We start from the raw sequence: 19,580 nt of genomic DNA, 5'->3' as shown, positions 1-19,580 counted from the left end.
ACGGGATGGCTGTTAAAAAGAAAACCGAAAAAGAAGGCAGCTCGTGGATCGGGAAGGTTGAAGATTACTCCCGAAAAATCTGGCTGGCTGGTTTAGGCGTGTACTCGAAGATCGACACTGACGGCAGCAAACTCTTCGATGCATTGGTTAAGGACGGCGAGAAAGCCGAGAAGCTCACCAAGAGCGCTGTTGGCAAGACAGTCGACGCCGCCAAGGACTCCGCTTCTTCGGCCAAATCGCGCATCAGCGGCGTGAAAGATCGCGCACTGGGCAAGTGGGATGAGCTCGAAGGTGCTTTCGACAAGCGTCTGAACAGCGCCATCTCGCGTCTGGGCGTACCGAGCCGCAACGAAGTCAAGGCGCTGCACAGCAAGGTCGAGACCCTGACCAAGCAAATCGAAAAACTGACCGGTGCCAAGGTTGCGCCTGTTGCGGCGAAAACCGCGGCAGCCAAGCCTGCTGCCAAGACTGCCGCCGCCAAGCCAGCCGCGAAAACTGCTGCCAAGCCACTGGCAAAAGCAGCGGCTAAACCTGCTGCCAAGCCTGCCGCTAAAACTGCAGCCGCTAAACCTGCAGCGGCCAAACCGGCTGCCGCCAAACCGGCTGCCAAGCCAGCGGCTAAAACGGCTGCAGCAAAACCCGCCGCCAAGCCGGCAGCCAAACCTGCTGCTGCGAAAAAACCTGCAGTGAAGAAGCCGGCAGCTCCAAAAGCCGCCGCGCCAAAACCAGCAGTGGCAGCTGCCAAGCCGGCAACCCCGGCAGCCGCTCCGGTCAGCGCCTCGAACTCCGCGACCGCGCCAACCCCTGCTGTCACCCCGACTGCCGCGCCAGCTCCATCGACGCCAACCAGTCAGTCCTGATTTTCAGGGCTCAAAACAACGCCCGGCCTGCCAAGGTCGGGCGTTTTTGTTTGTGCGCGATTTGAGAGCGTCACAGACCTACTGTAGGAGCGAGCTTGCTCGCGATGGTATTGCAGGCGCTGAGTAGCGTCGGCTGTACCTTTTTCGCGAGCAAGCTCGCTCCTACAGGGTTAACGGTGGTTATGACTACTCGTGGTCTTCCAGATACTCCATCGCCATCTGTTCGGTCGCAGCCTTCATCGCTGGCAGCAAGTGCGGCGCCACCAGCATCATGATCTGGTAAACCACCAGCCGAACCTCGCCTTCGCGATCGAGAATCCGCTGGTAATCCAGTGAAAACAGCAGGGTCATGGTGATCTGTTCCACCAGTTGCCCTAACGCCTGGGTGTCGCTGACCAATTGCCCTTGAGCCTTCAATCGTGCGAGCAACGAAGCCAGCGTGCGCTTGAGTGCATTGAGCAGATTGCGAATGCCCTTGGCCAGTTTCGGCAGGCGTCCGGCGAGGTTCGACAGGTCCTGGAACAGAAACCGGTAGTGGGACAGGCGCTCGACGATCAAATGCAGGAACAACCAGTAATCTTCGGGGCCCAATTCGACGTCGGACGGTGGGTCGAGCAGCGGTTGCAGTTCACATTGAAAGCGCTCGAACAGCCCGAGTATCAGCGGTTCCTTGCCGTGAAAGTGGTAGTAGAGGTTGCCCGGGCTGATGCCCATTTCATTGGCAACTTCCATGGTGGAGACATTCGGTTCGCCCTTCTGATTGAACAACTGCAGGGCACATTCGAGGATCCGGTCGCGGGTTTTCATCCAGTCTTCTTAATGATCGGGTCTTGCCACGGCCGGCAGCGGCCGTGGCGCGTTGAACGTCAGCGCACGCGCACGTAAGTACCGGGTGCTGCCTCCATCGGTGGGTAGTTCTGGTTGCCGAGGACCATGTGTGTTTCCTTCTGCGCGCCGGAGCGTTCCTGAATCCAGCTCAGCCATTGGGTCCACCAACTGCCGTCGACATGCCTGGCGTCGTAATACCAGGCGCGAGGGTCGCTGCTCAGTTTGCCGTTCTCGACGTAGTTGGCTTTTGGGTTGCTCGGCGGGTTGAGGATGCTCTGCACATGACCGCTGTTGGACAGCACGAAGCGCCGTTCGCCACCGAGCAACAGCGTCGAGCGATACACCGCGTCCCACGGTGTGATGTGATCGTTGATGCCGGCGACGCTGAAGCTGTCGACGGTGACCTTCTGCAAATCGATCGGCGTGCCACACACTTCCAGCCCGCCCGGGTGGGTCAGCGGGTTGTGCTTGAAGAAGTCCAGCAGGTCGCCATGCAGGGCCGCCGGCAGGCGCGTGTTGTCGTTGTTCCAGTAGAGGATATCGAACGCCGGTGGCTCCTTGCCCAACAGGTAGTTGTTGACGAAGTAGCTCCAGATCAAATCGTTGGGGCGCATCCAGGCGAAGACCTTGGCCATGTCACGGCCGTCCAGCACACCTTTCTGATAGGAGCGGCGCTTGGCAGCCTCTAGCGTCTGCTCATCGGCGAACAGCGTAGCGGGGCTGTCCAGCTGACTGTCGAGCAGGCTCACCAGGTAAGTCGCGCTGGACACCCTGCGCAGCTGTCGCTTGGCCTGCAAGTGACCTTGCAGCGCGGCAATGGTCAGCCCGCCGGCGCAGGCGCCCATCAGGTTGACTTCGCGTGCGCCGGTGATCGCCCGGCAGACATTCATCGCTTCTTCCACGGCCTCGACGTAGGTCGAGAGCCCCCATTCGCGGTGACGCACATCCGGGTTGCGCCAGCTGATCATGAAGGTTTGCAGGCCGTTTTTCAGGGCGTACTGGACGAAGCTGTTGTGCGGGCTCAGGTCGAAAATGTAGTACTTGTTGATTTGCGGCGGCACCACCAGCAGGGGCTTGGAATACTGCTTTTCGCTCATCGGCTTGTACTGGATCAACTCCAGCAGCTCGTTGCGAAACACCACGGCTCCGGTGGTAGTGGCGACCGTCCTGCCGACCTCGAACGCTTGCTTGGTGACTTGCCGGGGCAGGCCGTCGTTGTGCAGCAGATCGTCCACCAGATGGCTGATGCCCCGCACCAGGCTGTTACCGCCGGAATTGAATAGCTCCTTGACCGCCAGTGGGTTGAGCAGGGTGTTGGAGGGCGATACGGCGTCGTTGAGCAAGGTGAAGGCGAAGTGGGCGCGGGCGCGGTCGTCCGGGCTCATGTTGCTCTCGTCGATCCAGCTTTTGACCTGCTTCTGCCAGCTCAGGTAGGCCTGCAGGCTACGGCGATAAAACGGGTTGAGGCTCCACGCCGGGTCGGCGAAGCGAGCGTCCTGCGGGTTGGTCGGGTGCAGGGTCTCACCCAGCAGCACGCGGCCAAGCTGACCGCCGAGTTTGAGGGCATGTCGGGCGCTGTGCAGTGGGTTGCGCAAGCCATGGGCGGCCACACTGCGCAGGGTCGACAGCAGATCCCGGCCGCGCAGGCCGGTAATCGCACTCTGTGCATTGATGAACGCGGCAGGAGTCGCTAAGGATTCCCTCGCTGGTTTCTCGCGCATGATTCAACACTCCTTCGTCTTCAGGCCAAAAACAAACACACTGAACCAGAACACCATAGACGCTGTAACGGGTTGTTGCGCGGCGTGGCGTCCTGCCGACCGCTGATGCAGCGCTTTAACTGCCCAATGGCGCCGGACGCGGATGCATCACCGCGCGCTGGCGCTCCTCCTCGAGGAATTTCATGATGATCGGGGCCACCGCTTCGGCCCGGGTAATCAGGAACAGATGACCGTCATCGATGATGTGCAACTGGGCGTTGGGAATCCGCCAGGCCAGCAAGCGCATGTTGACCAACGGGATCAACGGGTCATCGTCGCCGGCCAGCACCAGGGTCGGCTGGCGGATCTTGTGCAACCAGTGGATGCTGGTCCAGCCGAGGCCAGCGAACAGCTGCCAGTAGTAACCGAGCTTGCCCGCCGAACGCACCTTGGCCGCATGGCTGGCGGCCAGCGTCGGGTCGCGACGGAACGCACCACCGTAGATCATCGGCGCAATGCGGATCACGTGGGACGGCTGGATGTAGCGTCGCGGGCTGGCCATCATCCACAGCACTTTCGGCTTGCCCGGTACCATCACCGCACCCGCCGCCGTGGCGGCCAGCACGAGTTTCTTGCAGCGCTCCGGATAGTCATAAGCGAACTGCTGGGCCAGGGCGCCACCCCAGGACACGCCGATGACGTTGACCTGCCCGTAGTCGAGATAGTCGAGCATCCGCGCCGTGAGCTTGGCCAACCCCGGAAAACGATACGGCCGGTTTGGCGTCGACGAACCGCCGACACCGGGGACGTCGAAGGCGATGACTTCCAGGTCCGGGTCCAGGGCCGCAATGAACGGGAACACCAGCTCCAGGTTGGCGCCGATACCGTTGAAAATCAGCAGGGGCGTCAAGTGAGGCTTGCCGGGGCGTACCGCCGTGCGGAGCGTCTGGCCATCCAGGTCGACGGTACGGAATATGAAGGGTTGCGGCATGCTTCAGGCCCTGTGGGTCGTTCTTTCGAATTCTTCCCGATCCCCTTGTGGGCGCGGGCTTTGTGGCGAGGGGGCTTGCCCCCGTTGGTGCGCGAAGCTCACCTGAAACCAATCAGCGCGGTCTGGTATCAGAGCGCGGTGACTGATTGACGACTGCTTCGCAGTCATACGGGGGCAAGCCCCCTCGCCACAAAAGCTCGCGCCCACAGTGTGGGGCGGGTGTGTCAGTCAGCGCTCATGTACATAAGTGCCCGGTGCAGCTTCGCCCGCCGGGTACGCCTTGTTGCCCAGTTTCAGCGGAGCTTTTTTCAGGTTGCCCGAGCGCTGTGCCTGCCAGGCCTGCCAATGCAGCCACCACGAATCGGCGTGCTTGGTCGACTCTTCCTGCCAATCATCGGCATTGGCGGGCATTTCAGTGCTGGTCATGTAGCGCGATTTCGGATTGCCCGGCGGGTTCAGAATGCTCTGGATATGCCCGCTGCTGGACAGCACGAATTCAACATTGCCGCCGAACAGTTGCGCCGACTTGTAGCAGGAGCGCCACGGGGTGATGTGGTCGCTGGTCCCGGCCAGGGAAAAGATATCGGCGGTGACCTGCTTCAGGTCGATCGGTGTGCCGCACACTTCCAGTGCATTCGGACGAATCAATGGATTGCTTTTGAACATTTCGATCAGGTCGCCGTGGAACGCGGCCGGTAAGCGGGTGGTGTCGTTGTTCCAGAACAGGATGTCGAACACCGGTGGCTCGTTGCCCAGCAGGTAGTTGTTGACCCAGTAGTTCCAGATCAGGTCGTTGGGGCGCATCCAGGCAAAGACTTTTGCCATGTCGCGGCCTTCCAGCACGCCGGCCTGATAGGAGTGGCGCTTGGCGCTTTCGAGGGTTTGTTCATCGACGAACAGCGCCACATCGCTGTCCAGGGTGGTGTCGAGCACACTGACCAGCAGGGTGAGGGCGTTGACCTTGTTCTCGCCAATCGCTGCGTAATGGCCCAGCAGCGCGGTGCAGGTGATGCCACCGGAGCAGGCGCCGAGCATGTTCACGTCCTTGCTGCCGGTGATCGCGGTGACCACGTCGACCGCTTCCTTGAGCGCCTCGATGTAAGTCGACAGGCCCCACTCACGCTGCTCCTTGGTCGGATTGCGCCAGCTGACGATAAAGGTTTGCACGTTGCTGCGCAGGCAGAACCGCGCCAGGCTTTTCTCCGGGCTGAGGTCGAAAACGTAGAATTTGTTGATTTGCGGTGGCACCACCAGCAACGGGCGCTCGTGCACCTGTTCGGTGGTGGGCCTGTACTGGATCAGCTCCAGCACGTCGTTGCGAAACACCACTGCACCTTCGGTCACGGCCAGGGTCTTGCCGACCTCGAATGCTCCCATGTTGACCTGGCTCGGCATGCCGCCGTTGTGTACCAGGTCCTTGGCCAGATGCGAGAGGCCGTCGAGCAGGCTTTTACCGCCGGTCTCGAAGAAACGCTTGACCGCCGCCGGGTTGGCCGCCGTGTTGGTCGGGGCGAAGGCCTCGGTCATGAGGTTGATCACGAAGTGCCCGCGGCTGACGTCCTTGGCCGGCAGGTTGCTGTCATCGATCCAGTCGTGGAGTTCCTTGCGCCACGCCAGGTAGGTTTGCAAATAACGTTTGTAGAGCGGGTTCTGGCTCCAGGCCGGATCGGCGAAGCGACGGTCATCGCCATTCGGAAGAAGCTCGGATTTACCTAGCAACACGTTCTTGAGTTCAAGACCGAAATGGGCGACATGCTTGGCGCTGTGAATCGGTTGTTTGATGGCCTGCCTGAGCACCATGCGAGCAGAAGCCAGTAGATCTTTTCCACGCAATCCAACGACAGGATTCAGCCCCAAGGTGTTTTCAGAGGCTTGCTGCTTCAAGTCATCGTTATTCTTGTTACTCATCTACGACGCTCCAATGTCCTGAGACGAGTACCCGGGGCCTGCTGTGCAGTCACACAACCAATGCCAGGTACTGCTGCTCGGGTGACCGTTAATACTGCATCGCTGCTTTTGTTCGCAGTGAGCACTGCAGGGAACTTGCCAGTTCCATTGGTTACCCGAGTTTAATTTTTTTCGCAAGCAGGCCAATCGACGGCCCTGAAGCGGAGCATTCAAACAGATGAAATTAGAAAATGCCCTCTAAAGAGCAAGAGGCTCGGATTAGAGCATCAGCTTGACGACGGATTCGTTCGGGTCGCGGGTTTTTCCGGCCGCTTTGAGTTCGGCCAGATAGTCTTCCCAGAGTGCGTCATAACGTCGCGCCAGTTCGTAGAGGTATTCCCAGGTGAACAGACCGCTGTCATGACCGTCATCGAAGGTCAGTTTCAGTGCGTACTGACCGGCCGGTTCTACCTTGGTCAGGCCGACGTTGATCTTGCCAAATTGCAGGATGGGTTTGCCGTGGCCCTGGACCTCGGCGGAGGGAGAGTGCACGCGCAGGAACTCAGCGGGCAGTGTGTATTCCTCGCCGGACGCGTATTTCAGCGACAGGGTTTTCGAGGCTTTGTGCAGCTTGATGTCGGTGGGGAGTTGGGTCATGACCGGATGTCCGTTTGTATGCGTGGTCTGACCCTTGTAGGAGCTGGCTTGCCGGCGATGGCGATCTCAGGTGCGCCATCGCCGGCAAGCCGGCTCCTACAAGGAATCACATGACCTACAGGATATAACGGGACAGGTCTTCGTTCTGCGCCAATTCGCCCAGATGGCTGTTGACGTAGTCGGCGTCGATCTGGATCACCTTGCCGTCATGGGCGCTGGCCAGGTCACCGGCGCTGAACGACACCTCTTCGAGCAGGCGCTCGAGCAGGGTGTGCAGGCGACGGGCACCGATGTTTTCGGTTTTCTCATTCACCTGCCAGGCGATCTCCGCGATGCGCTTGATGCCGCTCGGCTGGAACTCGATGCCCAGGCCTTCGGTTTTCAGCAGTGCGCAGTATTGCTCGGTGAGCGAGGCGTGCGGTTCGCTGAGGATGCGTTCGAAATCTTCCGGGCTCAGGGCCTTGAGTTCGACGCGGATCGGCAGGCGGCCTTGCAGCTCGGGCACCAGATCGCTCGGTTTGCTCAGGTGGAACGCACCGGACGCAATGAACAGAATGTGGTCGGTCTTGACCATGCCCAGCTTGGTGTTGACGGTGCAGCCTTCGATCAGCGGCAGCAAGTCGCGCTGCACGCCTTCGCGGGATACATCGACGCCACCGGAATTACCACGCTTGGCGACCTTGTCGATTTCGTCGATGAACACAATGCCGTGCTGCTCGACGGCTTCCAGGGCCTTGGCCTTCAACTCTTCATCGTTGACCAGGCGGCCGGCTTCTTCGTCGCGCACCATCTTCAGCGCTTCTTTGACCTTGAGCTTGCGGGCTTTTTTCTTGCCCTTGCCCATGTTGGCAAACAGGCTTTGCAGCTGGTTGGTCATTTCTTCCATGCCCGGTGGCGCGGAGATGTCGACGCCGGCCATTTCGGCGACTTCGATTTCGATCTCCTTGTCGTCCAGCTGACCTTCGCGCAGGCGCTTGCGGAACAGCTGGCGGGTGTTGGAATCGGCAGTCGGGGCATCATCGTTGCTGAAGCCCATGCGCGCCGGTGGCAGCAGGGCGTCGAGAATGCGCTCTTCGGCAGCGTCTTCGGCGCGGTGGCGAACCTTGACGATTTCCTGCTCGCGCAGCAGCTTGATCGCGGCATCGGCCAGGTCACGAATGATCGATTCGACGTCACGGCCGACATAGCCGACTTCGGTGAACTTGGTCGCTTCGACCTTGATGAACGGCGCATTGGCCAGTTTCGCCAGGCGACGGGCGATCTCGGTTTTACCGACGCCGGTCGGGCCGATCATCAGGATGTTCTTTGGCGTGACTTCAACGCGCAGCTCTTCAGGCAGCTGCATGCGGCGCCAGCGGTTGCGCAGGGCAATGGCGACGGCGCGCTTGGCATCGTCCTGGCCGATGATGTGGCGGTTGAGTTCGTGGACGATTTCACGGGGAGTCATGGACATAATATTCAGTGGACCTCAAGCAAGAATGAGCCGTGGTGCGATGGCTGCACGGACTTACTCGGCGCAGTCCTGCTCCTCAATGGTCTGGGTGTGGTTGGTGAATACGCAGATGTCGCCGGCGATACCGAGGGCGGTTTCGACGATTTCCCGGGCTGACAGGTCGGTTTTTTTCAGCAGAGCGCTGGCTGCGGCCTGGGCGTAGGCGCCACCGGAACCCATGGCGATCAGGCCGTCTTCAGGTTCGACCACGTCACCGTTGCCAGTAATGATCAGGGAGGCGTCCTTGTTGGCGACCGCGAGCATGGCTTCAAGGCGGCTCAGGGAGCGGTCGGTGCGCCATTCTTTGGCGAGTTCGACGGCGGCGCGCACGAGGTGGCCCTGGTGTTTTTCAAGCTGGCCTTCGAATCGTTCGAAGAGGGTAAAGGCGTCGGCGGTGGCACCGGCAAAACCGGCAATGACCTGGCCGTGGTACAGGCGGCGAACTTTTTTCGCGTTGCCTTTCATCACGGTATTACCAAGGGAAACCTGGCCGTCGCCGCCCATGACGACTTTGCCGTGGCGGCGAACTGAAACGATGGTGGTCAAGGGAAGAGTCTCCACGCAGCGGGGCGAAAATGCCTTATGCCCATTCATATGGGGGTGGTGGAGGGTTTTTCAACTGTAAGGCGTGAGAGGGGACGAGCGGTGGCAGGCAGGGGAGGGATGTGTTGTCTGTTCGGACGCCATCGCTGGCAAGCCAGCTCCCACAGGATAATCCCCAACCCTGTGGGAGCTGGCTTGCCAGCGATGAACGATGACTCGGTTGACCTTGGGGGGTCAGCGGCTCTGGCGTTGTTGTAACAACAGATTACTGAAGCCGGCGCCGGCCAGTTGTTTCTGGGCGGTCGTCAGTTGTTCGCGGTTGCTGAACGGTCCGACCAGTACCCGATACCAGGTTTCGTCCTTCACCGTACCGGACTCAACCGAAACGGCCTGGCCCAGCAGGATGATCTGCGCCCGAACCTTGTCCGCATCGGTCTCTTTGCGGAACGAGCCTGCCTGCAGGAAAAACTTCGTCACAGGTGCAGCCTTGACCGGTGGCGCTGGCGGCGGCGTGATCCCGGCCAATGCAGCCTGGGCGCGAGCCGTGTCGATCTTCGCCGCTTCGGCCGGGGTGACCGGCGTTGTCGGGATGGCCGGCACTTGCGGCGTCGGCAAGGTTTTTTCCGGCACGGCATCCGGCGGCACGATGACTTCCGATTCCGGCAGCAAGGTGTAGAAGTCGTACTTCGGCTTCACCGGTTGCGTAGGGCTCGGCGGGGTCTTGTTGGCCTCGGCGATCTTGCTGGCTTTCTGCTGTTGCTGTTGCTCGACCTTTTCACGTTTGACCGTGTCGCTGCCCTTGCCCGGTTCCAGTTTCATCAGGAACACGATGAACGCGCCGACCGTCAGGCCGATGGCCATCCACAGCCAGCCCGGGATCGGTTGCTTTGCAGGAGCTTGGTAACGGCTGGCGCCACGCTTGGGTGCAGGTTTTTTCTTGGCAGCCAACTTACATACGCTCCAGAGTTTCCAGGCCCAAGAGTTCCAGGCCTTGCTTGAGGGTGCGTCCGGTCAGCGCGGCGAGGCGCAGACGGCTCTGCATTTGTGCCGGGGTGTCGGCGGCGAGGATCGGGCAGTTCTCGTAGAAGCTGGAGAACAGGCCGGCGACGTCGTACAGGTAGGTGCAGAGGATGTGCGGGGTGCCTTTTTCGGCCACGTTGTTCAGGATCTCGCCAAACTGCGCGAGCTTCGCTGCCAGTTCGAGTTCGTGCGGCGCTTCGAGGACGATCTGGCCGTCGACTTCGCTGAAGTCCTTGCCGAGTTTGCGGAACACGCCGGCAACGCGGGTGTAGGCGTACAGCAGGTAGGGCGCGGTGTTGCCTTCGAAGTTGAGCATCAGGTCGAAGTTGAAGCTGTAGTCGCTGGTGCGGTGCTTGGACAGGTCGGCGTATTTCACTGCGCCGATGCCCACCACCTTGGCGATGTTGCGCAGCTCGGCCTCGGCCAGCTCCGGGTTCTTGTCCTTGACCAGGGTGTAGGCACGTTCCTGGGCTTCGGTCAGCAGGTCGATCAGCTTCACGGTGCCGCCGTCACGGGTCTTGAACGGACGGCCGTCAGCGCCGTTCATGGTGCCGAAGCCCATGTGCTCCATTTCCATCGGATGGGTCACGAAACCGGCCTTGCGCGCCACGGCGAACACCTGCTGGAAGTGCAGGGCCTGGCGCTGGTCGACGAAGTACAGCGCGCGATCGGCCTTGAGCTTGCCGCTGCGGTAGCGCACGGCCGCCAGGTCGGTGGTGGCGTAGAGGTAGCCGCCGTCAGCCTTGACGATGATCACCGGCAGCGGGTCGCCATCGGCATTCTTGAACTCGTCGAGGAACACGCACTGGGCGCCGTTGCTCTCGACCAGCATGCCAGCGGCCTTCAAATCGTTGACCACGTTGATCAGGTCGTCGTTGTAGGCGCTTTCGCCCATCACGTCGGCCATGGTCAGTTTGACGTTGAGCAGTTCGTAGATCTTCTGGCAGTGGGACAGCGAGATGTCCTTGAACTTGGTCCACAGTGCCAGGCAGTCGGCATCGCCGGCCTGCAGCTTGACCACCAGGCCACGGGCGCGGTCGGCGAACTCTTCGGATTCGTCGAAGCGCTGCTTGGCGGCGCGGTAGAAGTTCTCCAGGTCCGACAGCTCGTCGCTGGTGATCGGGTTTTCCTGCAGGTAAGCCATCAACATGCCGAACTGGGTGCCCCAGTCGCCGACGTGGTTCTGACGGATCACGGTGTCGCCGAGGAATTCGAGAACGCGGGCCACGCCGTCGCCGATGATGGTCGAGCGCAGGTGGCCGACGTGCATCTCCTTGGCCAGGTTCGGTGCCGACAGGTCGACCACGGTGCGCTGCACCGGGCCGGCCTTGCGCACGCCGATGTGGGCGTCAGCCAGGGCGGCGTCCAGGCGGGTCGCCAGGGCGTCGGTGTTCTGGAAGAAGTTCAGGAAGCCGGGACCTGCGATTTCGGTCTTGGCAACGTTTTCGTCAGCCGGCAGCGCGGCGATGATTTTTTCCGCCAGATCGCGGGGCTTCATGCCGGCCGGTTTGGCCAGCATCATGGCGATGTTGCTGGCGAAGTCGCCGTTCTTCTTGTCGCGGGAGTTTTCCACCTGGATCGCCGGCGACAGGCCTTCAGGCAACACACCTTCGTTGACGAGTTGGGTGATGGCTTGTTGGATCAGCTGGCGAATGGTGTCTTTCATGGTCTTCTCTTTCGACCGCAGGTGCGGCGGCGCATCATGCGCTGGTGGAAAAACTGGGCATTATCCGTTGCGAAGACGGGCTTGCCAACCTTAGCAGGCAGGTTGTGGATGTGTGGTGACAAAATGACCGCTATCGCTGGCAAGCCAGCTCCTACAGCCCCCCCTGATCCACTGTAGGAGCTGGCTTGCCAGCGAAAGCGATCTCCCGATCAATACAGATCCACAGGATCAACATCCAAAGACCAGCGCACCGCCCGCCCGCTCGGCATCTGCTCCAGCATCAGCAACCAACTGGCCAGCAACCTATGCAGTGGCGTCCGCGCCGTAGCCTGTAACAACAGCTGCGCGCGATAACGCCCGGCCCGTCGCTCCATTGGCGCCGGCACCGGCCCCAACAGTTCGATCCCGGTCAAACCCTGTTCCGCCAGCAAGCGCTCGGCCTCGCTGCACGCCTCATCGAGAAAACCTTCGGCCTGCCCCGGCTTGTGGGCCTCGGCCCGCAACAACGCCAAATGCGCAAACGGCGGCAGGCCTGCTGCGCGGCGTTCGCTCAGGGCCTGTTCGGCGAAGGCGAAATAGCCCTGCTCGGTCAGTTGCACCAGCAGCGGGTGGTCGGCCAGGTGCGTCTGGATAATCACTTTGCCCGGCTCTTCGGCGCGGCCTGCGCGGCCGGCGACCTGGACAATCAACTGTGCCATGCGTTCGCTGGCGCGGAAGTCGCCGGAGAACAGGCCGCCGTCGGCATCGAGGATCGACACCAGCGTCACCCGTGGGAAGTGGTGGCCTTTGGCAAGCATTTGCGTGCCGATCAGGATGCATGGCTGGCCTTTCTGAATGGTCGCGAACAGCTGGTTCATCGCGTCCTTGCGCGATGTGCTGTCGCGATCGACCCGCAGCACCGGATAGTCCGGGAACAGAATCGCCAGGCGCTCCTCGGCCCGCTCGGTGCCGGCACCGACGGGGCGCAGATCGACCTTGTTGCATTTCGGGCACTGGCGCGGCACGCGTTCGACGTAGCCGCAGTGGTGGCAGCGCAGCTCGCCGTAACGCTGATGCACGGTCATTCGCGCATCGCAGCGCTGACACTCGGACATCCAGCCGCAATCGTGACACAGCAGGGTCGGGGCGAAGCCGCGGCGGTTGAGGAACACCAGTACCTGCTGCCCGGCAGCCAGGGTCTGGCCGATGGCTTGTTGCATCGGCCCGGAAATGCCGCTGTCCAGCGGGCGACTTTTCACGTCCAGGCGCAGGAAGCGCGGCTGTTTGGCCCCACCGGCGCGCTCATTCAGGCGCAGCAGCCCGTAGCGGCCGGTGTAGGCGTTGTGCAGGCTTTCCAGCGAGGGCGTGGCGGAGCCGAGGACGATCGGGATGTTTTCCTGTCGTGCCCGCACCAGCGCCAGATCGCGGGCGTGGTAGCGCAAGCCTTCCTGCTGTTTATAGGAACCATCGTGCTCTTCGTCGATGATGATCAGGCCGGGGTTCTTCATCGGCGTGAACAGGGCCGAACGGGTGCCGATAATGATGTCGGCCTCACCGTCCCGGGCGGCCAGCCAGGCATCGAGGCGCTCGCGGTCATTGACCGCCGAATGGATCAGCGCGACGCGGGCATTGAAGCGCTGTTCGAAGCGCGCCAGGGTCTGCGGACCGAGGTTGATTTCCGGGATCAGCACCAGTGCCTGCTTGCCGGCCTCCAGGGTTTCGCGGATCAGCTGCAGATAGACTTCGGTCTTGCCGCTGCCGGTGACGCCGGCCAGCAGGAACGCGTGGTAACTGTCGAAGCCGGCGCGAATGGCCTCATAGGCGGCGCGCTGCTCCGGGTTCAGCGGCAGTTCCGGTTGCGCCAGCCAGTGTTCGTGGCGTGCGCCGGGGGCGTGCCGGCGGATCTCGACCTGCACCAGCCCCTTGGCCAGCAGCAAGTCCAGGCTGTCCTTGCTCAACATCAGTTTGCTCAGCAACTGATGGGCGACGCCGTGGGGGTGCTGGGCCAGCGTGGCCAGGGCTTCGCGCTGGCGTGGAGCGCGGGCGATGCGCGGATCATCGAGGCTGGCGCCTGGTGCGGCAGACCAGAAGCGTTCCTGGCGCGCTTCGGCCAGCTCACCCTGGCGCAGCAGCACCGGCAACGCCCAGCTCAAGGTGTCGCCGAGGCTGTGTTGATAATACTGAGAAGTCCACAGGCACAGCTTGAACAGCGCGGGCGGCAGCGGTGGCGTAGCGTCGAGCAGGGCCAGGGCTGGCTTGAGTTTCTCGGCCGGTACTTCGCTGGTGTCGGTGACTTCCACCAGAATCCCGATCATCTCGCGTCGGCCGAACGGTACTCGCAGGCGCATGCCGGGGTGCAGTTGGGCACGCAGGACCCCGGCCGGAGCGCGGTAGTCGAACAGGCGGCGCAGCGGCGAAGGCAGGGCGAGGCGCAGAATGGCGTCGGGCACGCGGGGGATCTCGATCAGCGGAATAAACAGCAGGGCTACGACCTGTGGGAGCGGGCTTGCTCGCGAAGACGGGGTGTCAGTCAGCATTTAAGTAGCCTGACACACCGCTTTCGCGAGCAAGCCCGCTCCCACAGGGGCGGCGATTTGGCCGGGAGCCTAGCAGACGACTGGTTTGAGCGACAGCTTGCGTGAACGGGATTGTCTGGTAGAATCCGCGGCCTAATTACGTGCGGTATTCAACAATAGTGTTGGGTGGCGGCACGCTAGCCTGAGGAAAACACCATGAAAGCTGATATCCATCCAGAATACCCGGCAGTTGCTGTTACCTGCAGCTGCGGCAACAAGTTCGAAACCCGTTCGACCTTCGGCAAAGCCCTGGCGATCGACGTTTGCAACGAATGCCACCCGTTCTACACCGGTAAGCAGAAGACTCTGGACACCGGTGGTCGCGTACAGAAGTTCGCCGACCGTTTCGGTGCTTTCGGCGCGAAAAAGGCCTAAGGCCGATCAACTTGGGAAGCCGCTACGGTTTTTCCATGCTGATGAAAAAGGCGTCCCTCGCGGGCGCCTTTTTTGTGTCTGCTATTTGGCTGTCTGGCGCGCAGGCCTTTTGTCCGACGCCAGGCGGCCTGACACCCGTCGCGGTGCAACGGGTGGTGGATGGCGACACCCTGCGTCTGAGCGATGGCCGCAATGTGCGCATGATTGGCTTGAACACGCCGGAGCTGGGCAAGCAGGGCCGCTCCGACGAACCCTTCGCCGTGGCCGCGCGCAAACGCCTTGAGGCATTGGTGGCGGCCAGTGACGGGCGGGTCGGGTTGCTGCCTGGCAAAGAAAGCAAGGACCATTACGGCCGCACGCTGGCCCATGTCTACGGTGCAGATGGCGCCAACCTCGAAGCGCAAATGCTCGCCGAAGGCCTGGGTTTCCAGGTGGCTGTGGCGCCGAACGTCGATCTGGTCGCCTGTCAGCAAGCCGCAGAGCGCAACGCTCGACAGGCCGGGCTCGGTGTGTGGCGCCAGTCGCCTGTACTGAAAGCGGAGCAGATCAGCACTTCCGGTTTTGCCGTGCTCAGCGGTCGTGTGAGCAAGGTGCAGCGCAATCGGGGTGGGGTTTGGATCGAGTTGCAGGACTCGGTTGTATTGCGCGTTGCACCCAATCTGCTGGCGCGTTTCGATGTGAATTCGCTGGAAAGCCTCAAGGGCAAGCAGATCGAGGCGCGCGGCTGGGTGTTGGATCGTTCGCGACGTGGCGGCCTGAAGGATGGGCAGGCACGCTGGATGTTGCCCTTGACCGACCCGGCGATGCTTCAAGCGGTACAGTGATAAAAAATTGTAGACATTTTTTCCGTCGATTGTGAACAGTCTAACCCTTGTGTGCCGTGGCTCTTGGCCCAAAGTCGTAGGGGCGGGCGCTTGACAGGGGTGACCAGTCAGTCTTGTGGGGACTTTGCGAGGCGCGTATCCTCGCTGACCAGTCTGTCCAACAGTAAAAAGCGGAATGCCAAAATGTCTGATCTGAAAACTGCCGCTCTCGAATATCACGCCAATCCTCGTCCAGGGAAGCTGAGTGTCGAGCTCACCAAGGCCACTGCTACCGCTCGCGACCTGTCGCTGGCCTACAGCCCGGGCGTAGCCGAGCCAGTACGCGAGATCGCCCGCGATCCCGAGCTGGCCTACAAGTACACCGGCAAAGGCAACCTGGTTGCAGTCATTTCCGATGGCACCGCGATTCTCGGCCTGGGTAACCTCGGCCCATTGGCTTCCAAGCCAGTGATGGAAGGTAAAGGCGTACTGTTCAAGCGCTTCGCCGGCATCGACGTTTTCGACATCGAAGTCGACTCCGAAAGCCCGCAGGCCTTCATCGACACCGTCAAGCGCATCTCCATCACCTTCGGTGGCATCAACCTGGAAGACATCAAGGCACCCGAGTGCTTTGAAATCGAACGCGCCCTGATCGAGCAGTGCGATATTCCGGTATTCCACGATGACCAGCACGGCACCGCTATCGTGACCGCGGCCGGCATGATCAACGCCCTGGAAATCGCTGGCAAAACCCTGCCGGAAGCCAAGATCGTCTGCCTGGGTGCTGGCGCCGCCGCCATCTCCTGCATGAAGTTGCTGGTGAGCATGGGTGCCAACATCGAAAACATCTACATGGTCGACCGTACCGGCGTGATCCACTCCGGCCGTGACGACCTGAACCAGTACAAGGCTGTGTTCGCTCACGCGACCGACAAGCGCACCCTGGCTGACGCCCTGCAAGGCGCTGACGTGTTCGTTGGTCTGTCCGGCCCGAACCTGCTGAGTGCTGAAGGCCTGCTGTCGATGGCGCCGAACCCGATCGTGTTCGCGTGCTCCAACCCTGATCCGGAAATCTCCCCGGAGCTGGCACACGCCACCCGTAGCGACGTGATCATGGCCACCGGTCGTTCCGACTACCCGAACCAGGTCAACAACGTACTGGGCTTCCCGTTCATCTTCCGTGGTGCCCTGGACGTTCGCGCCAAGCGCATCAACGAAGAAATGAAAGTGGCTGCGGCCAACGCCCTGCGTGAACTGGCCAAGCTGCCAGTGCCTCAGGAAGTGTGCGACGCCTACGGCGGCATCAAGCTGGAATTCGGCCGTGAGTACATCATTCCGAAGCCAATGGATGCCCGTCTGATCACCCTGATCTCCGATGCCGTGGCTAAAGCCGCCATCGAGACCGGTGTGGCGACCCTGCCGTATCCGAAGAACTACCCGCTGAAAAGCGTGGATGATGTGTTCAACGGCTAAGCCGTTGTAACGCTTCAACGAAAAGCCCCGGCTTGCGAGAGTCGGGGCTTTTTTATTCCTGAAGGTTTTGTGTTGTCTGTCAGGGCCTCTTCGCGGGCAAGCCCGCTCCCACAGTGGGCGATGGTGAACACAGGTTTTATGTACACCTACGACCCTGTGGGCGCGGGCTTGCCCGCGAAGGGGCCGGGCGAATCAATGCAAAACTTGCAGGCAAAAAAAGCCCTGCACTTCTCTCGAAGGCAGGGCTTTTGGGTGTTGCCAGTGTGATCAGAACAAATCGATCGGCGCAGCTTCATCCGCTGGCAACGGACTGCCCGGCGCATTGCCATTGCCGAGTTCGTTGCCCGACGGCGGCGTATCTTCGGCCTTGAACAGCTCGAAGTAGGCGCCTGGCGTGCCCGGGCTGGCCGCGCGGCCGCTGACCGGATCGACTCGCAGGCTGAGGAGGCCTTCCGGCTCCGGCTGCGTATGCGGCGGCTTGCCTTTGAGTGCGGCGCCCATGTAGTTCATCCAGATCGGCAGCGCGACGGTGCCGCCGAATTCCTTGCGGCCCAGGCTTTCCGGCTGGTCGAAACCGGTCCACACGGTGGTCACGTAATCGGCGTTGTAACCGGAGAACCAGGCGTCCTTGGATTCGTTGGTCGTACCGGTCTTGCCGGCAATGTCAGGGCGGCCCAGGGCCAGTGCGCGACGACCGGTGCCGAGCTTGATCACGTCCTCAAGCATGCTGTTGAGGATGTACGTGGTGCGCCCGTCAACGATGCGTTCGGCCACGGCGGGAGCTTGTGGTGTCGGCACAGTGCCCGGGGCTTCGCCCGGCGTCGCATTGACCGTAAAGGCTTGAGGCGCTGGTGCGGCAATGCCATCGCTGGCAGCGCCGCCCTGAGGCACGCTCGGCGGATTGGCGACGAACAGCGTGTCGCCGTTGCGGCTTTCAATCCTGTCGATGATGTACGGGGTGATCTTGTAGCCGCCGTTGGCGAAGGTGCTCCAGCCGGTGGCGATCTCCATTGGCGTCAGGGTCGCGGTGCCCAGCGCCAGGGACAGGTTGGGTGGCAGGTCCTGTTTGTTGAAGCCGAAGCGAGTGATGTAGTCGATGGTCTTGCCAACGCCCATCGCTTGCAGCAAGCGGATCGATACCAGGTTGCGCGACTTGTACAGCGCTTCACGCAGGCGGATCGGGCCGAGGAACGTGTTGGTGTCGTTCTTCGGCCGCCAGACCTTGTCCAGGTACTCGTCGACGAACACGATCGGGGCATCGTTCACCAGGCTGGAGGCGGTGTAACCGTTATCCAGTGCGGCGGCGTAGACGAACGGTTTGAAGCTCGAGCCCGGCTGGCGCTTGGCCTGCAGTGCGCGGTTGTAGTTGCTCTGTTCGAAAGCGAAGCCGCCGACCAGGGCGCGAATGGCACCGTTCTGTGGGTCCAGGGACACCAGCGCGCCCTGGGCCTGCGGGATCTGGCTGAACTTCAGCGCGTTGTCCGGCTGACGCTGCACGCGAATCAGGTCACCGACCTGAGCCACGTCCGAAGGCTGCTTCGGGTTGGCGCCCATGCTGTTGGTGTTCAGGAACGGACGGGCCCACTTCATGGTGTCCCAGTTGACGTGTTCCTGGCCGGTGCGGGTCAGCACCTGCAGGCCGCTCTTGTCGACCTGGGTCACGATGGCCGGTTCCAGGCCGCTGATGGTGCGTTGCTTGGTCAGCTCGGTTACCCAGGCTTCACGAGTCTTGCCCGGGAGCCGCGACTCGGGGCCGCGATAGCCGTGGCGCTGATCGTAGGTCATCAGGCCTTCGTGGACTGCGGTGTTGGCCAGTTCCTGGAGGTCGCTCGGCACCGTGGTGGTGACGCGGAAGCCTTCGGTATACGCGTCGCTGCCATAACGCCCGACCATTTCGGCGCGGGCCATTTCGGCGATGTAGGGTGCGTTCACTTCCGGAGTCGGTACGTGATAGCTGGCGTTCAGCGGCTCGTTGATCGCGGCGGTGTAGTCGGCCTCGGTGATTTTGCCGAGTTTGTACATGCGCCCCAGGATCCAGTCGCGACGTTCCTTGCTGCGCGCCGGGTTGGCCAGCGGGTTGAAGCGCGACGGTGCCTTTGGCAGGCCGGCAATCATTGCCATCTGCGCCAGGCTGACATCGCGGATCGATTTGCCGTAATAGACCTGCGCCGCCGCCTCGATGCCGTAGGCACGGTTACCCAGGTAGATCTTGTTGACGTACAGCTCGAGGATCTCGTCCTTGGTCAGCTGGCGTTCGATCTGCAGGGCCAGGAGGATTTCGGTGGTCTTGCGCGAAAAGCTGCGTTCGCTGGTCAGGAAGAAGTTCTTCGCCACCTGCATGGTGATCGTACTGCCACCGGACTGGATGTGTCCGCTTTTGACCAGTTGGGTCGCGGCACGCATCAGGCTGCTGGGATCGACGCCATAGTGGTTGGCGAAATTGTCGTCTTCAGCACTTAGTAACGCATTAATGAAGTTGGGGGGAATGTCGGCGAAACGGATCGGTGTGCGGCGCATTTCGCCGAATTCTGCGATCAACTTGTTATCGCTGCTGTAGACCCGCAAAGGAATCTGCAACTGGATGCTTCTCAGCGCCTCCACGGACGGCAGCCCGGGGCTAAGGTAGAGGTACGCCCCGCTCAGACCCAGAAGGAGTCCGCAGAAAACCGCGACGATGGACCAACCGAAAAATTTCAGCAGACGAATCAAGGCTTTTGGATATCCAGGGCA

Annotated in this window: 15 protein-coding genes; 4 read left to right on the top strand and 11 right to left on the bottom strand. The window is 61.5% G+C overall.

Annotation, left to right across the window (positions count from 1 at the left end):
* Nucleotides 1-5: 5 nt before the first annotated feature.
* Entirely contained in the window at nucleotides 6-860 is an 855-nt protein-coding gene (locus tag AB7M25_RS28290) for a phasin family protein (protein WP_429382775.1), read from the top strand.
* A gap of 186 nt (nucleotides 861-1,046) precedes the next feature.
* Here AB7M25_RS28290 and AB7M25_RS28285 read toward each other — a convergent pair whose 3' ends face one another.
* From AB7M25_RS28285 to AB7M25_RS28240, 10 genes are all read right to left on the bottom strand, one after another.
* On the bottom strand, nucleotides 1,047-1,667 hold the full coding sequence (locus AB7M25_RS28285; RefSeq protein ID WP_429382772.1) for a TetR/AcrR family transcriptional regulator: 621 nt from the start codon (nucleotides 1,665-1,667) through the stop codon (nucleotides 1,047-1,049).
* A 59-nt stretch (nucleotides 1,668-1,726) separates the two neighbouring features.
* On the bottom strand, nucleotides 1,727-3,409 hold the full coding sequence (gene phaC / locus AB7M25_RS28280; RefSeq protein WP_454238268.1) for a class II poly(R)-hydroxyalkanoic acid synthase: 1,683 nt from the start codon (nucleotides 3,407-3,409) through the stop codon (nucleotides 1,727-1,729).
* 115 nt (nucleotides 3,410-3,524) lie between these two features.
* On the bottom strand, nucleotides 3,525-4,379 hold the full coding sequence (gene phaZ / locus AB7M25_RS28275; RefSeq protein ID WP_007975576.1) for a poly(3-hydroxyalkanoate) depolymerase: 855 nt from the start codon (nucleotides 4,377-4,379) through the stop codon (nucleotides 3,525-3,527).
* Between the two features lie 228 nt (nucleotides 4,380-4,607).
* Nucleotides 4,608-6,287, bottom strand: coding sequence for a class II poly(R)-hydroxyalkanoic acid synthase (phaC, locus tag AB7M25_RS28270; protein ID WP_429382767.1), 1,680 nt, complete (start codon nucleotides 6,285-6,287; stop codon nucleotides 4,608-4,610).
* Nucleotides 6,288-6,545: 258 nt separating this feature from the next.
* The gene (locus AB7M25_RS28265; RefSeq protein WP_007999201.1) at nucleotides 6,546-6,923 is read right to left on the bottom strand and encodes a gamma-butyrobetaine hydroxylase-like domain-containing protein; all 378 of its coding nucleotides are present in this window, start codon (nucleotides 6,921-6,923) and stop codon (nucleotides 6,546-6,548) included.
* 115 nt (nucleotides 6,924-7,038) lie between these two features.
* Nucleotides 7,039-8,376, bottom strand: a complete 1,338-nt coding sequence (gene hslU / locus AB7M25_RS28260; protein ID WP_429382763.1) for an HslU--HslV peptidase ATPase subunit — start codon at nucleotides 8,374-8,376, stop codon at nucleotides 7,039-7,041.
* Between the two features lie 54 nt (nucleotides 8,377-8,430).
* A complete protein-coding gene (hslV, locus tag AB7M25_RS28255) occupies nucleotides 8,431-8,961 on the bottom strand; it encodes an ATP-dependent protease subunit HslV (protein ID WP_007975582.1) in 531 nt (176 codons plus the stop codon).
* 231 nt (nucleotides 8,962-9,192) lie between these two features.
* A complete protein-coding gene (locus AB7M25_RS28250) occupies nucleotides 9,193-9,906 on the bottom strand; it encodes an SPOR domain-containing protein (RefSeq protein WP_007999206.1) in 714 nt (237 codons plus the stop codon).
* Nucleotide 9,907: 1 nt separating this feature from the next.
* Nucleotides 9,908-11,644 (bottom strand): arginine--tRNA ligase, encoded by a 1,737-nt coding sequence (gene argS, locus AB7M25_RS28245; protein ID WP_429382761.1) that lies wholly within the window; start codon nucleotides 11,642-11,644, stop codon nucleotides 9,908-9,910.
* Nucleotides 11,645-11,853: 209 nt separating this feature from the next.
* Nucleotides 11,854-14,073: a primosomal protein N' gene (locus AB7M25_RS28240; protein ID WP_454238383.1), complete on the bottom strand. Its 2,220-nt coding sequence runs from the start codon at nucleotides 14,071-14,073 to the stop codon at nucleotides 11,854-11,856.
* Nucleotides 14,074-14,355: 282 nt separating this feature from the next.
* On the opposite strand from AB7M25_RS28240, the gene rpmE reads away from it, so the two are divergent.
* The 3 genes from rpmE (at nucleotide 14,356) to AB7M25_RS28225 (ending at nucleotide 16,850) form a co-directional block, all read left to right on the top strand.
* Entirely contained in the window at nucleotides 14,356-14,574 is a 219-nt protein-coding gene (gene rpmE / locus AB7M25_RS28235) for a 50S ribosomal protein L31 (RefSeq protein ID WP_007975586.1), read from the top strand.
* A gap of 35 nt (nucleotides 14,575-14,609) precedes the next feature.
* Complete coding sequence (locus tag AB7M25_RS28230) at nucleotides 14,610-15,398, top strand: thermonuclease family protein (RefSeq protein ID WP_429382758.1); 789 nt, start codon at nucleotides 14,610-14,612, stop codon at nucleotides 15,396-15,398.
* Nucleotides 15,399-15,581: 183 nt separating this feature from the next.
* Nucleotides 15,582-16,850 (top strand): malic enzyme-like NAD(P)-binding protein, encoded by a 1,269-nt coding sequence (locus AB7M25_RS28225; RefSeq protein ID WP_008047852.1) that lies wholly within the window; start codon nucleotides 15,582-15,584, stop codon nucleotides 16,848-16,850.
* Nucleotides 16,851-17,117: 267 nt separating this feature from the next.
* On the opposite strand, the gene AB7M25_RS28220 is transcribed toward AB7M25_RS28225, so the two are convergent.
* A complete protein-coding gene (locus AB7M25_RS28220; RefSeq protein ID WP_429560589.1) occupies nucleotides 17,118-19,559 on the bottom strand; it encodes a penicillin-binding protein 1A in 2,442 nt (813 codons plus the stop codon).
* Between the last annotated feature and the right edge of the window lie 21 nt (nucleotides 19,560-19,580).

This window comes from Pseudomonas sp. AP3_22 TE3818 (assembly GCF_053628995.1).
The sequence above is the reverse complement of the archived record's forward strand: the minus strand, read 5'-3'. Positions and strand labels throughout refer to the sequence as shown.